12 protein-coding genes are annotated in these 14,174 nt (G+C 55.6%); 9 read left to right on the top strand and 3 right to left on the bottom strand.

From position 1 onward, the window contains the following. Positions 1-7 precede the first annotated feature (7 nt). From INF86_RS01090 to yejF, 9 genes are all read left to right on the top strand, one after another. Entirely contained in the window at positions 8-1,474 is a 1,467-nt protein-coding gene (locus tag INF86_RS01090; RefSeq protein WP_126503309.1) for a mannitol dehydrogenase family protein, read from the top strand. 123 nt (positions 1,475-1,597) lie between these two features. Beyond that, positions 1,598-2,584, top strand: a complete 987-nt coding sequence (locus INF86_RS01085) for a GTP-binding protein (protein WP_045308657.1) — start codon at positions 1,598-1,600, stop codon at positions 2,582-2,584. Between the two features lie 33 nt (positions 2,585-2,617). Further along, positions 2,618-3,322 carry a phosphatase PAP2 family protein gene (locus INF86_RS01080; RefSeq protein ID WP_022648725.1) on the top strand — a complete coding sequence of 235 codons (705 nt, stop codon included), beginning with the start codon at positions 2,618-2,620 and terminating at the stop codon, positions 3,320-3,322. Between the two features lie 424 nt (positions 3,323-3,746). Next, positions 3,747-4,316, top strand: coding sequence for a bifunctional murein DD-endopeptidase/murein LD-carboxypeptidase (gene mepS, locus INF86_RS01075; protein WP_003859364.1), 570 nt, complete (start codon positions 3,747-3,749; stop codon positions 4,314-4,316). Positions 4,317-4,443: 127 nt separating this feature from the next. Beyond that, complete coding sequence (locus INF86_RS01070; RefSeq protein WP_193543143.1) at positions 4,444-5,997, top strand: cyclic di-GMP phosphodiesterase; 1,554 nt, start codon at positions 4,444-4,446, stop codon at positions 5,995-5,997. Positions 5,998-6,072: 75 nt separating this feature from the next. Beyond that, the gene (locus INF86_RS01065; RefSeq protein ID WP_038416428.1) at positions 6,073-7,878 is read left to right on the top strand and encodes an extracellular solute-binding protein; all 1,806 of its coding nucleotides are present in this window, start codon (positions 6,073-6,075) and stop codon (positions 7,876-7,878) included. Positions 7,879-7,887: 9 nt separating this feature from the next. Then, complete coding sequence (locus INF86_RS01060; protein ID WP_003859369.1) at positions 7,888-8,982, top strand: microcin C ABC transporter permease YejB; 1,095 nt, start codon at positions 7,888-7,890, stop codon at positions 8,980-8,982. Continuing rightward, complete coding sequence (locus INF86_RS01055) at positions 8,982-10,007, top strand: microcin C ABC transporter permease (RefSeq protein WP_023330165.1); 1,026 nt, start codon at positions 8,982-8,984, stop codon at positions 10,005-10,007. The genes INF86_RS01060 and INF86_RS01055 overlap by 1 nt, the downstream gene beginning before the upstream one ends. A 1-nt stretch (position 10,008) precedes the next feature. Continuing rightward, the gene (gene yejF, locus INF86_RS01050; protein WP_063147703.1) at positions 10,009-11,598 is read left to right on the top strand and encodes a microcin C ABC transporter ATP-binding protein YejF; all 1,590 of its coding nucleotides are present in this window, start codon (positions 10,009-10,011) and stop codon (positions 11,596-11,598) included. A 3-nt stretch (positions 11,599-11,601) separates the two neighbouring features. Here yejF and INF86_RS01045 read toward each other — a convergent pair whose 3' ends face one another. The 3 genes from INF86_RS01045 to rsuA all read right to left on the bottom strand — a co-directional run bounded on the left by INF86_RS01045 (position 11,602) and on the right by rsuA (position 14,145). Beyond that, positions 11,602-11,946: a YejG family protein gene (locus tag INF86_RS01045; RefSeq protein WP_003859372.1), complete on the bottom strand. Its 345-nt coding sequence runs from the start codon at positions 11,944-11,946 to the stop codon at positions 11,602-11,604. 276 nt (positions 11,947-12,222) lie between these two features. Beyond that, the gene (locus INF86_RS01040) at positions 12,223-13,422 is read right to left on the bottom strand and encodes a Bcr/CflA family multidrug efflux MFS transporter (RefSeq protein ID WP_193543142.1); all 1,200 of its coding nucleotides are present in this window, start codon (positions 13,420-13,422) and stop codon (positions 12,223-12,225) included. A gap of 15 nt (positions 13,423-13,437) precedes the next feature. Further along, on the bottom strand, positions 13,438-14,145 hold the full coding sequence (gene rsuA / locus INF86_RS01035; RefSeq protein WP_022648731.1) for a 16S rRNA pseudouridine(516) synthase RsuA: 708 nt from the start codon (positions 14,143-14,145) through the stop codon (positions 13,438-13,440). Between the last annotated feature and the right edge of the window lie 29 nt (positions 14,146-14,174).

The following is a 14,174-nucleotide window of genomic DNA, read 5'->3' as shown; positions in this document are numbered from 1 at the left end:
GTACTACATGAAGACTATTGCCTCCACCGCGCTTCCTGCTCATGTCCAGCAGCCCCGCTACGATCGCGAGCAGTTACGCTCCCGCATCGTCCATTTCGGCTTTGGCGCGTTCCACCGGGCGCATCAGGCGTTGTTAACAAACCGGGTGCTGAACGCCAAAGGAGGCGACTGGGGTATTTGTGAGATTAGCCTCTTTAGCGGCGATGTTCTCATGCGCCAGCTCCGCGCGCAGGATCATCTGTTTACCGTGCTGGAGAAAGGTGCCGAAGGCAATCAGCCCATTATTATCGGTGCGGTAAAAGAGTGCCTGAACGCAAAACTCGACTCGCTAGCAGCCATTATTGAGAAGTTCTGCGAACCGCAGGTGGCCATTGTCTCCCTCACCATTACCGAAAAAGGCTACTGCATCGATCCGGCGACGGGGAAACTGGATATGCACAACAGCCGCATTCTGCACGATCTTGAGCATCCGTCTGAGCCGCATTCCGCGCCGGGTATTCTGGTCGAAGCGCTTCATCGCCGCCGCGAGCGCGGCCTGCCGGCGTTTACCGTGCTCTCCTGCGACAACATTCCCGATAACGGCCACGTGGTGAAAAATGCCGTTCTCGGCATGGCCGGAAAGCGTTCCGCAGAGCTGGCCGGATGGATCGAGGCGCACGTGAGCTTCCCTGGCACCATGGTCGACCGAATCGTGCCCGCCGCCACTGACGCCTCACTCGCGGAAATCACCCAGGAACTTGGCGTTGAAGATCCCTGCGCCATCAGCTGTGAACCGTTCATTCAGTGGGTAGTGGAAGATAACTTTGTCGCCGGGCGTCCGGAATGGGAGGTTGCAGGCGTACAGATGGTTGAGGATGTCCTGCCCTGGGAGCAGATGAAGCTGCGGATGCTGAACGGCAGCCACTCCTTCCTGGCGTATCTGGGCTACCTTGCCGGCTACGCGCACATAAATGAATGTATGCAGGACGACAGCTTCCGCGAGGCTGCCCGCAGGCTGATGCTGAATGAGCAGGCCCCTACGCTGCGCATCACCAACGTCGATCTGACAGCCTATGCTGACAGCCTGCTTGACCGCTTCGCCAACCCGGCGCTACAGCACCGCACCTGGCAAATCGCTATGGACGGCAGTCAGAAGCTGCCTCAGCGCATGCTGGATGGGATCCGCATGCATCTTGAGCGTAACACCGCCTGGCCATTACTGGCGCTGGGCGTCGCAGGCTGGATGCGCTACGTCAGCGGGACGGACGACCAGGGCAACGCCATTGACGTGCGCGATCCGCTGAGCGACAAGTTTCAGGCCATTGTCGCTACCAGCAGTGACACAGAACGCGTTAGCGCCCTGCTGACGCTAAAAGAAATCTTTGGCGACGACCTGCCGCAAAACCCTGTCTTTGTCGAGGCAATCACCGGCGCGTACCAGCGCCTCGTCCGGCTCGGCGCGCGTCAGGCCGTTATCGAAACGTTAAAAATTTAGCGATTATTGCGTTTAAGGCGAACGGTTTTACGCTCCGTTCGCCCTCCCTCTTCTCAATGCCCGATTTTTTCGTCAGGATGATAGATAGTTGTTACTACATCACAATTATTTATCGGAGCGCACGTGACCAAAACCAACCTGATCACCGGTTTTCTCGGCAGCGGTAAAACTACGTCCATTCTGCATTTGCTGGCCAATAAAGATCCGGCGGAAAAGTGGGCCGTGCTGGTCAACGAATTTGGCGAAGTGGGGATCGACGGCGCGTTGCTCGCCGACAGCGGCGCGATGGTGAAAGAGATCCCGGGCGGGTGTATGTGCTGCGTGAATGGTCTGCCGATGCAGGTCGGGCTGAATACGCTGCTGCGTCAGGGCAAGCCTGACCGTCTGCTGATTGAACCCACTGGGCTGGGTCATCCGAAGCAAATTCTTGATTTACTGACCGCCCCGGTCTACGAGCCGTGGCTTGAGCTGCGTGCGACGCTTTGCCTGCTCGACCCCCGCCAGCTGCTGGATGAAAAAGCGATCAATAACGACAATTTCCGCGACCAGCTCGCCTCGGCAGACATCATCGTGGCGAATAAATCCGATCGCGCGACGGCTGAGAGTCAGGCCGCGTTCAATGCCTGGTGGCAGCAGGCTGGCGGTGGACGTCAGTACGTGCAGACCACCCAGGGCAACATTGATGGCGCCCTGCTCGATCTTCCCCGCCTCAACCAGACGCAACTGCCTGCCAGCGCAGAGCATTCACATAGCCACGGCGCGAAGCAAGGTCTGGCAGCGCTGAGCCTGCCGGAACATCAGCGCTGGCGTCGAAATCTGAACAGCGGCCAGGGACACCAGGCCTGCGGCTGGATCTTCGATGCCGATACGGTTTTCGACACCATTGGTATACTGGAATGGGCGAGACTGGCGCCGGTTGAGCGGGTAAAAGGGATCATGCGCACCCCGGATGGTCTGGTGCGCATTAATCGTCAGGGCGAGGATTTCTTTATAGAAACCCAGAACGTCGCGCCACCCGACAGCCGGATAGAGTTAATTAGTGCGGTTAATACCGACTGGAATGCCCTCCAGTCAAGCCTGTTGAAGCTTCGTTTAAGTTTGGGCGGCTAACGTTGCCCCTGATTTCACACATTGCTGAAGACTATGACGACTCGACTTCCTGCTATTTTATTGCTCAACGCTGCCGGTCTGGCGATCTTTTTCTCCTGGTATATCCCGGCGGATCACGGTTTCTGGTTCCCGCTGGATTCCGGGCTGTTCCACTTCTTTAACCAGGCGCTGGCGAAGAGTGAAGCCTTCCTGTGGCTGGTGGCGATCACCAACAACCGCGCGTTTGACGGCTGTTCGCTGCTGGCAATGGGCTGTCTGATGCTCTCCTTCTGGCTGAAGGAAGACAAAACGGGTCGTCGCCGTATTCTGATTATCGGCCTGGTCATGCTGCTGGCAGCCGTGATTATCAACCAGCTGGCGCAGCATCTGATGCCGGTTAAACGCGCCAGTCCGTCGCTCTCTTTCCCGAATATTAACCGCGTCAGCGAGCTGCTTCATATTCCAACCAAAGACGCCTCGAAGGACAGCTTCCCGGGCGACCACGGTATGATGCTGCTGATTTTTGCTGGCTTCATGCTGCGCTATTTCGGTAAAAAAGCCTTCGCCATCGCCCTGGTTATTGTGGTGGTATTTGCATTCCCGCGGGTGATGATTGGCGCTCACTGGCTGACAGATATCGCCGTAGGCTCCCTCACGGCGGTGTTAATTGGTTTACCCTGGGTGCTGATGACTCCCCTGAGCGATCGCGTAATAAGTATTTTTGATCGCTATCTTCCCGGCAAATTTAAACAAGTCTGAAACAAATAAATAACGCTAATTAACACCATTCATCAGGGATCGTTTTCGATCCCTGAGTCACTTCTTTCCGGCATCATTCAGCGCTGTCATCATTCCGTCATACAATTCGTGATAAAAATGAAGCAATTGCAGGGATTACCGGTATGAATGGCGGCATTTTGAGCAATTCCGCGCTGTAACGTTGTGTATCACATTTTCTTATAAAAAAACGGTCTTTTTTGCTCGCAATGCCCTTTGCAATCGGTTAACCTCGAACTCGTTTTGCCCCATTGAGATAATTATTATCGTGGTGAATAATTTTGTGCGTTGTGCCACAGATTTCACCATAAAGAATTGTCTCATTGTGAACAGATAATTAGTCTCGTCACGGTTGGCATTTTTATAACGATATTTTCGTTAAGGACTTCAAGGGAAAACAAACAAAATGGTCAAATCTCAACCAATTTTGAGATATATCTTGCGGGGGATCCCGGCGATTGCAGTGGCAGTTCTGCTTTCGGCATGTAGTACGACGAACACCGCGAAGAATATGCATCCTGAGACGCGTGTTGTGGGAATGGAAGATTCCTCTTCACTGCAAGCCTCTCAGGATGAATTTGAAAATATGGTACGTAATCTCGACGTTAAGTCGCGTATTATGGATCAGTATGCTGACTGGAAAGGCGTGCGTTACCGCCTGGGCGGCAGCACCAAGAAAGGCATCGATTGCTCCGCATTCGTACAGCGTACTTTCCGTGAGCAGTTTGGGTTAGACCTTCCGCGTTCTACTTATGAACAGCAGGAAATGGGCAAGTCCATTTCGCGCACTAAACTGCGTACGGGCGATTTAGTCCTGTTCAGAGCAGGTTCAACCGGTCGACACGTTGGCATCTATATCGGTAACGATCAGTTTGTCCATGCTTCCACCAGCAGTGGTGTGACGATTTCCAGCATGAACGAACCTTACTGGAAGAAGCGCTACAACGAAGCTCGCCGCGTTCTGAGCCGTAGTTAATATTGCTGTCGTATCGTTGGTTATCCCTTGGCTGGCGATACGATTAAAAAAACACTGCTCCGGCAGTGTTTTTTTTTGCCCGTTACACTGATAGACATCCAGCGTCATTTCAGGAATCACGACATCTATGTTTACCCGCTACTTCTCCAGCAACCGCAAGATACTGTTTCTCAGTATTCTGACGGGGTTGTTTACCGCCCTGCTTCTGAGTGCGTTACAGTTTTACTGGAGTTATCACAAGCGAGAAGTCAGGTACGATACCCTCATTACGGATTTAAGCGTCTACATGGAGAGCTTTTTCGACGAGCTTAAAACCTCTATTAATACGCTCCAGCCGCTCACGCTGAACAGCTGTGAAGAGGTCAGTGCGGCGCTCACCTCACGCGCGGCCTTCAGTATTAACGTGCGCGCCTTTTTGCTGGTCCGGGATAAACAGGCCTTCTGCTCTTCGGCAACAGGTCCGATGAATACCCCAATGGAAACGCTTATCCCTCAGCTACACATCAGCAAACCTGTTGATATCGCGCTCCTGCCGGGTACGCCCATGCTGCCGGATAAACCCGCGATCGCTATCTGGTATCGCAATCCGCTGGTAAAAGACGGCGGCGTATTTACCTCCGTGAACATCAACCTGACGCCTTACCTTCTTTATACGTCACGTCAGGATGAATTTTCCGGAATATCGATCGTCATTGGCGACTCCGCGTTATCCACCCAGTCCGGAATGCTGGTTCAGGCGCGGGATTTGCCTGAGGTCCCTGCCCGCACCGCCACGCTGAAAAATATTCCTCTGACCGTTAACGTCTATGCGCAAGCCTGGAAGACCGATGAACTGCTCTACGCCGTGTTCTTCGGCCTGGTCTGCGGTATTGCGGCAGGTCTGCTGAATTTCTATATTCTCACTATCCGTCTGAATCCCGGGAAAGAGATCCTTACGGCCATCAAGCACGACCAGTTCTACGTGGTCTATCAGCCCGTCGTGGATGCGCAGTCGCTCAGAATGACCGGGCTGGAAGTCCTGATGCGCTGGAAGCACCCGGTGATGGGCGAAATTCCACCGGATGCCTTTATTAACTTCGCTGAAGCGCAGAAGCTGATTGTCCCGCTGACGCTGCATCTTTTTGACCTGATTATCCGCGATGCCCCTGTCCTGCAAACGGTGCTCCCGCCTGGGGCCAAGTTTGGGATCAACATCGCGCCCGGTCATCTGCATGCGGAAAACTTTAAGGAGGATATGCGCGCGTTTGCCGCTGCCCTTCCGCCCGATCACTTCCAGATTGTGCTGGAAATAACCGAGCGCGACATGATCAACCACCGCGAGGCAAATCAGCTGTTTGAATGGCTGCACAATGAAGGTTTTGAAATCGCCATCGATGATTTTGGCACCGGCCACAGCGCGCTGATCTATCTGGAACGCTTCACGATGGATTACCTGAAAATTGACCGTGGCTTCGTGAATGCCATCGGGACTGAAACCGTTACCTCGCCAGTGCTTGACGCGGTGCTGACGCTGGCAGAACGCCTGAATATGTTAACCGTCGCCGAGGGTGTTGAAACGCCCGAGCAGGCGGCGTGGCTGCGCGAGCATGGCGTGAACTATCTTCAGGGCTACTGGATCGGCCGACCAATGCCGCTGGAGCAGTTTAGGACGTGGCAACCCGACATCACGCTCGGGGAATAATTTCACAATCACGACGCTGTCCCTTATTATTCTCCTCAACCGAGCCTGCCTGTGAACAAAGGGATCCGCCGCACTATGATTATGCGCGTTGTATTGATGCTGTTGGCGCTGGTGAGCCTGTCGAGCCAGGCGCAGACCATCAAAGAGAGCACGGCCTTTGCCGTCATTGGCGAGCCGAAGTATGCGGTCAACTTTACTCACTACGATTATGTGAACCCCGCCGCCCCGAAAGGCGGGAACGTGACGCTTTCCGCGACCGGAACGTTTGACAACTTTAACCGCTTCGCCCTGCGCGGCGTGGCGGCAGCACGTACCGAATCCCTCTATGACACGCTGTTCGTCACCTCCGACGACGAGCCCGGCAGCTATTATCCCCTGGTCGCTGAGAACGTGCGTTACGCCGATGATTTTAGCTGGGCAGAAATCGCGATTAATCCGCGGGCGCGTTTTCACGACGGTACGCCGGTTAGCGCCCGCGATGTGGCGTTCACCTTTCATAAATTTATGACCGAAGGCGTGCCGCAGTTTCGTCTGGTGTACAAGGGCACCACGGTGAAAGCCATCGCCCCGCTGACCGTGCGAATCGAACTCCCTGAGCCAAACAAAGAGAATATGCTGAGCCTGTTCTCCCTGCCCGTCATGCCCGAATCATTCTGGAAAAACCATAAGCTGAGCGATCCCCTCTCTTCCCCGCCGCTGGCCGGAGGACCGTATCGCATTACCGACTGGCGAATGGGCCAGTACGTGATCTATTCCCGCGTGAAAGATTACTGGGCAGCCACGCTGCCGGTAAACCGGGGCCGCTGGAACTTCGATACAATCCGCTACGACTACTACCTGGATGATAACGTGGCCTTCGAGGCGTTTAAGGCAGGCGCATTTGATTTACGTGTCGAGAACAGCGCCAAAAACTGGGCGACCCGGTATATCGGAAAAAATTTCGCGAAAGGCTATATCGTTAAAGACGAACATAAAAACGAATCCGCGCAGGACACGCGCTGGCTGGCGTTTAATATTCAGCGCCCGGTTTTTTCCGATCGTCGGGTGCGTGAAGCTATTACCCTGGCGTTTGATTTCGAATGGATGAACAAAGCGCTGTTTTACGGAGCCTACAGCCGGGCGAACAGCTATTTCCAGAATACTGAATATGCCGCCCGTGATTATCCCCACGCGGACGAGCTGGTTTTGCTGGCGCCAATGAAAGCGGAGCTCCCGCCGGAAGTGTTCACCCGCCTATTTGAACCGCCAAAATCCGACGGAAACGGGTTCGACCGGGACAACCTGCTGAAAGCCAGCAAACTGCTGGATGACGCTGGCTGGGTGTTGAAAAATCGGCTACGAGTAAATGTTAAAACTGGTAAGCCGCTCAGCTTCGAACTGCTGATTGCCTCCGGCGCAAACGATCAGTGGGTGCTGCCGTTTAAGAAGAACCTTGCCCGTCTTGGGGTGACCATGAATATCCGCCAGGTCGATATTGCCCAGCTGACCAACCGCAAGCGCAGTCGCGATTACGACATGATGCAAACCCTGTGGGCTGCCCAGCCGTGGCCGAGTTCAGACCTGCAAATCTCCTGGGCATCGGGGTATATCGACTCCTCCTACAACGCTCCGGGGGTAAAGAGTCCGGTGATTGATGCGCTGATCGCGAAAATCGTTGCCGCTCAGGGCGATAAAGAGAAACTTCTGCCGCTCGGGCGCGCGCTTGACCGGGTGTTAACCTGGAACTATTACATGCTGCCGATGTGGTACATGGGTGAAGATCGCGTGGCCCGCTGGGACAAATTCTCCCTGCCCGCCGTTCGCCCGGTTTATACGCTTGGTTTTGATACGTGGTGGTATGACGTGAATAAAGCCGCAAAACTGCCCGCAGCGCGGCGTTGAGGAGTGACGATGGGCGCTTATCTTATCCGCAGGCTGCTGCTGGTTATCCCGACGCTATGGGCCATCATTACCATTAACTTTTTTATCGTGCAGATTGCCCCCGGCGGCCCGGTGGACCAGGCGATTGCGGCCATAGAATTTGGTCACGCTGGCGGCATGCCGGGCGGCGGCGGTGAAGGAATGGGGGCCAGCCATGCCCGGACGGGCGTGGGCAATATCAGCGAAAGCCACTACCGGGGCGGTCGGGGACTGGATCCGGAGGTGATCGCCGAGATCACCCATCGCTATGGTTTTGACAAGCCGCTGCACGAGCGATATTTCAGGATGCTCTGGGATTATGTCCGTTTCGATTTTGGCGACAGCCTGTTTCGCAGCGCCTCGGTGCTAACCCTGATCAAGCAAAGCCTTCCGGTTTCCATCACGCTCGGACTGTGGGGGACGCTGATTATTTATCTGGTCTCCATTCCGCTGGGGATCCGCAAAGCGGTCTACAACGGTAGCCGTTTTGATATCTGGAGCAGCACGTTCATTATCATCGGCTACGCTATCCCGGCGTTTCTGTTTGCCGTGCTGCTGATTGTCTTTTTCGCTGGCGGCAGTTATTTCGACCTCTTCCCGCTGCGCGGGCTGGTCTCTGCGGATTTCAGCACGTTGCCGTGGTATCAGAAAATCACCGATTACTTCTGGCACATCACGCTTCCGGTGCTGGCGACGGTTATCGGCGGTTTTGCGGCGCTTACGATGCTGACCAAAAATGCCTTTCTTGATGAGATCCGCAAACAGTACGTCGTCACCGCGCGCGCCAAAGGCGTCGGTGAAAAGCAGATTATGTGGAAGCACGTTTTTCGTAACGCCATGCTGCTGGTGATTGCCGGTTTTCCCGCCACGTTCATCAGTATGTTTTTTACCGGCTCTCTGCTGATAGAAGTGATGTTCTCTCTCAACGGTTTAGGGCTGCTCGGCTATGAGGCCACCGTCTCCCGTGATTACCCGGTGATGTTTGGCACACTGTACATTTTCACCCTGATCGGCCTGCTGCTGAATATCATCAGCGATATCAGCTATACGCTGGTCGATCCCCGTATCGATTTTGAGGGCCGCTAATGTCGCGTTTAAGCCCCGTCAATCAGGCCCGCTGGGCGCGCTTTCGCCACAACCGTCGCGGCTACTGGTCGCTGTGGATCTTCGCCGTCCTGTTTGCCTTAAGTCTGTGTTCCGAACTGATTGCCAACGATAAACCCCTGCTGGTGCATTTCAAAGATCGCTGGTACGTGCCGGTGCTTACTACCTATAGCGAAAGCGATTTTGGCGGTCCGTTTGCGACGCCAGCCGAGTATCAGGATCCCTGGTTACGTGAACAGATCGCGCAGCACGGCTGGGCGCTTTGGGCACCGATTCGCTTTGGCGCGAACAGTATTAACTACGCCACGTCCACCCCCTTCCCTTCCCCGCCTTCCTCGCAGAACTGGCTGGGAACGGACGCCAACGGCGGCGATGTGCTGGCGCGCATCCTCTATGGCACCCGCATCTCGCTCCTGTTTGGGCTGCTTCTGACGCTCTTTAGCAGCGTGATGGGCGTCGTGGCGGGCGCCATGCAGGGCTATTACGGTGGAAAAATCGATTTGTGGGGGCAGCGCGTAATTGAAGTCTGGTCCGGTATGCCGACGCTGTTTCTGATTATCCTGCTGTCCAGCGTAGTACAGCCTGGCTTCTGGTGGCTGTTAGGCATCACCGTCCTGTTCGGCTGGATGGCACTGGTCGGCGTGGTGCGCGCGGAGTTTCTGCGCACGCGAAATTACGATTATATTCGCGCCGCGCAGGCATTAGGCGTGAGCGATCGCGCAATTATCTTCCGTCACATGCTTCCCAATGCGGTGGTGGCGACCCTCACCTTCCTGCCGTTTATTTTGTGTAGCTCCATTACCACCCTGACGTCGCTTGATTTTCTTGGTTTCGGTTTGCCGCTGGGCTCACCGTCTCTTGGCGAACTGCTGTTGCAGGGCAAAAACAACCTACAGGCCCCCTGGCTGGGCATCGCCGCATTCCTCTCCGTGGCGGTGCTGCTTTCCCTGCTGATTTTTATTGGCGAAGCCGTGCGCGATGCCTTCGATCCCAACAAGGCGGTATGACATGACCCGGCCTCTTCTGAGCATAGAAAATCTGTCGATTGCGTTTTCAAAGCAGGGCGAATCTCGCCCGGTGGTGACGGATTTATCGTTGCAGATCCAGCGCGGAGAGACGCTGGCGCTGGTCGGGGAATCCGGCTCCGGTAAGAGCGTTTCGGCTCTGTCGGTGCTGCGCCTGCTCCCTTCCCCGCCGGTCAGCTATCCGCACGGGGATATTCTGTTCCATGGACAATCCCTGCTGAACGCTGATGAGCAAACCCTGCGCGGCATTCGTGGCAATAAGATTGCCATGATTTTTCAGGAGCCGATGGTGTCGCTCAATCCATTGCATACGCTGGAAAAACAGCTCTATGAAGTGCTGTCACTTCATCGGGGAATGCGTAAAGAGGCAGCGCGGGGGGAAATTCTGGACTGCCTTGAACGCACCGGCATTCGTAATGCGGCGAAACGGCTGAACGATTTCCCGCATCAGCTTTCCGGCGGCGAGCGCCAGCGCGTGATGATCGCGATGGCGCTGCTGACGCGCCCCGAACTGTTGATTGCGGATGAACCCACCACCGCGCTGGACGTCACGGTGCAGGCGCAAATTCTGCAACTGCTGCGCGAACTGCGCGACGAGCTGAACATGAGCCTGCTGTTTATTACGCATAACCTGGGCATCGTGAAAAAGCTCGCTGACGCGGTGGCCGTGATGCAAAATGGCCGCTGCGTCGAACAGAACAGGGCAACTGCCCTGCTGAGCGCGCCTCAGCACCCGTATACACAGCGCCTGCTCGATAGCGAACCCTCTGGCGACCCGGTTCCGCTTAACGCTGACAGCGCACCGTTGCTGAAGGTTGAGGACCTGTCGGTGTCATTCCCGATCCGCAAAGGCATTTTGCGTCGCGTGGTCGATCACAATCATGTTCTGAAAAACATGAGCTTCTCTCTGCGTCCGGGCGAGTCGCTCGGGCTTGTGGGCGAATCCGGTTCGGGCAAAAGCACCACCGGCCTGGCGCTGCTGCGCCTGATCGCCTCGCAGGGAAGCATTCTCTTTGACGGCATGCCGCTGCAAAACCTGAGCCGCCGCCAAATGCTGCCCGTCCGCCCGCGGATGCAGGTGGTCTTTCAGGATCCGAACTCTTCGCTGAACCCGCGGCTGAGCGTATTGCAGATTATTGAAGAGGGCCTGCGCGTTCATCAGCCCGCGCTGACGGCACAACAGCGTGAAATCGACGTGAAGCGGGTGATGGCGGAAGTGGGTTTAGATCCCGAGACCCGGCACCGGTATCCGGCTGAGTTTTCCGGCGGACAGCGCCAGCGTATAGCGATTGCCCGCGCGTTGATCCTGAAACCGGAGCTGATCGTGCTGGACGAGCCTACCTCTTCACTGGACCGCACCGTGCAGGCGCAAATTCTGGCGCTGCTGAAGGGGCTACAGGAAAAGCATCGGCTGGCCTATATTTTTATCAGCCACGATTTACAGGTGGTGCGTGCGCTTTGCCATCAGGTGGTGGTATTGCGGCAGGGAGAAGTCGTTGAGCAGGGAGAGTGCCAGCGCGTATTCACTGCGCCTGCGCAGGATTACACGCGCCAGCTATTGTCCGCTGACTAGCACTCAGAAAGGATATTGACCGGAGAACGGTTCGGCAATCGCCACGCCGAAGTTTTTCAGACGGCAGGTCGCAGCAAATTCATCCTGGCTGTTAACAAACAGGCACGGCTCACCTTCGCATTCCAGCACGGAGCTGTCTACTTCGATGTCCGTCAGCGCCTGGCTGAGACGTTCCATAACCGGCCACGCATTTTCATCGCTCGGGCTAAGCAGCTTGAGCGCCACCAGACAATTATCCTCCCCGGCAACGCTTTGCGGAATCGGTTCAACTTTCGAACCTGCAAAACCCGTCGACCAGCGATAGCTCTGGGGCAAGCGATGGACAATGGAGAGTTGTAATGTATTCACGTTCAGATCCCCGGAAGCAAATTTACTTCACAATTTATTTACATTTATAGTAACACATCATCGCCAACCTGCACTGTTTAGCGGATTTTATAGGCGTTGCAGGCTCGCGTCGGCGCTATATGTACCCGTTTCTGCGATCTAACTCAACCTTTTTAAATACAATGATGTGACTTTTTACATAAATAGATTTTACATAAAAGAAACAAACACCGGGTAAACGAACCGAGGGTTGGTTGATATGGGTCAACAAAAAGGCCCGTTTCGGGCCTTAAGTGCTCATTTATGCGCCGTCTTACGGGGCCGGCTGGCGTAAAGACAGAAGAGGATGGAGCAAGTCGCGCAGAGGGCAATCGCCCACAGCATCGGCCAGGCAGTATTAAACGTCGCCATTGAGAGCAGCGCCCCGACAATCGCGCCAATCCCGAAACGGAACGTCCCTGCCAGCGACGAGGCGGTGCCCGCCATATGCGGGAATTCGTCGAGGATCACCGCCATCGCGTTGGATGAGACCATCGAGACGCAGCCAACAAACGCCGCCACGCCCACCACCAGCGCCCAAAAACCTACGCCCAACAATGCGCTCAATACCAGCCAGATAGCCATCACGAACTGGATCCACAGCCCGGCGCGGAACATATTCAGCGCCCCGACCCGCCGGACAAAGCGGCTGTTGATAATGGTCATCACAAACAGGAACACGATATTCAGCGCGAAGTAGTAACCAAAGTGCTGGGGTGACACATGGTTCAGTTCGATGTACACAAACGGCCCCGCGCTCAGGAACGAAAACATCCCGGCAAAGCTAAAGCCGCTGGCAAGCATATAGCTCAGCACGCGCTTATGGCGAAACAGCGAGGCAAAGTTGCCAAGCGTGGTGCGGACGTGAAACTTCTGACGGCGCTCGACCGGCAGCGTTTCATCGATAAAGACGAAGATCATCACCGAGGCCAGCAGCGCGGCAATCGCCAGGATCCAGAAAATCGCATGCCAGCTGAACCACACCAGCACCGCCCCGCCCACCATGGGGGCGACCAGCGGCGCAATGGTTGTGACCAGCATGACGAACGACATCATGCGTGAGAACTCTTCCTTCGGGTAGATGTCGCGCATCAGCGCGTTAATCACCACGCTTGCCGCAGCCGCAGCCAGGCCATGGAAGAAACGCATCACGATCAGCTGATCGATACTCTGCGCCAGCGCGCAGGCCACCGCCGCCGCGGCAAATATCAACGTCCCGCCCAGAATAACGGGTTTGCGCCCCAGGCTGTCTGCCATTGGGCCATAAAAGAGCTGGCCGAGCGCAAAACCAAGAATGTAGGTACTGAGCGTCATCTGTGCGCTGCCTGCCGGTACGCCAAACTGCGCGGAAATCACCGGCAGCGCGGGCAGATACATATCGATAGACAGCGGCATCAGCATGGCCAACAGGCCAAGGATAAATACGATTTTAAACGACGAGTGTGGCCTGGTGGTCACAGGGTTCTCCTGAATTTAGCGTGAAAGCAGCCCGACGCTGGCAATCTCTTCTTCCGTCAGCGGGCGATATTCCCCTGGCGCCAGGTCTGGATCGAGTTCAATCGCGCCGATACGTTCACGATGCAGCCCCACAACGTGGTTGCCCACGGCGGCAAACATCCGTTTCACCTGGTGGTAACGGCCTTCACTGATGGTCAGACGGACGTCCGTTGGGGTAATGACTTCCAGCACCGCCGGTTTGGTCAGATCTTTTTCATTATGTAGCTGAACGCCTTTCGCGAATTGCTCTGCCGTGTCATCCGAGACCGGCGACTCAAGTGTCACCCGATAGGTTTTCTCACAGTGATGGCGCGGGGAGGTGATGCGGTGCGACCACTGACCGTCATCGGTCATCAGCACCAGGCCGGTGGTATCAATATCCAGTCGCCCTGCCGCATGCAGCTTGTGCGCCACAGGTTCGTCGAGGAAGTAGAGCACCGTCGGGTGATCCGGATCGTCCGTTGAACAGACGTAACCTTCCGGTTTGTTGAGCATGAAGTAGCGCGGGCCATTCTGCTGGGTCAGCGGGTTGCCGTCATACTCCACCTGGTGGTCAGGCTGGAGTTTAAAAGCGCTGTCTTTCACAATGTCGCCGTCCACGGTTACGCGGCTGGCGCGAATTTCACGCCCGGCAATAGCGCGGCTTACGCCGAGTTGCTGAGCGATAAACTTATCAAGTCGCATGAAATCTTTTTAGCCTTAATGGTGCTGGA

The sequence above is a fragment of the Enterobacter cloacae complex sp. I1M genome (assembly GCF_014982425.1).
Taxonomy (GTDB): domain Bacteria; phylum Pseudomonadota; class Gammaproteobacteria; order Enterobacterales; family Enterobacteriaceae; genus Enterobacter; species Enterobacter intestinihominis.
This window is presented reverse-complemented; position numbering and strand designations above follow the sequence as displayed.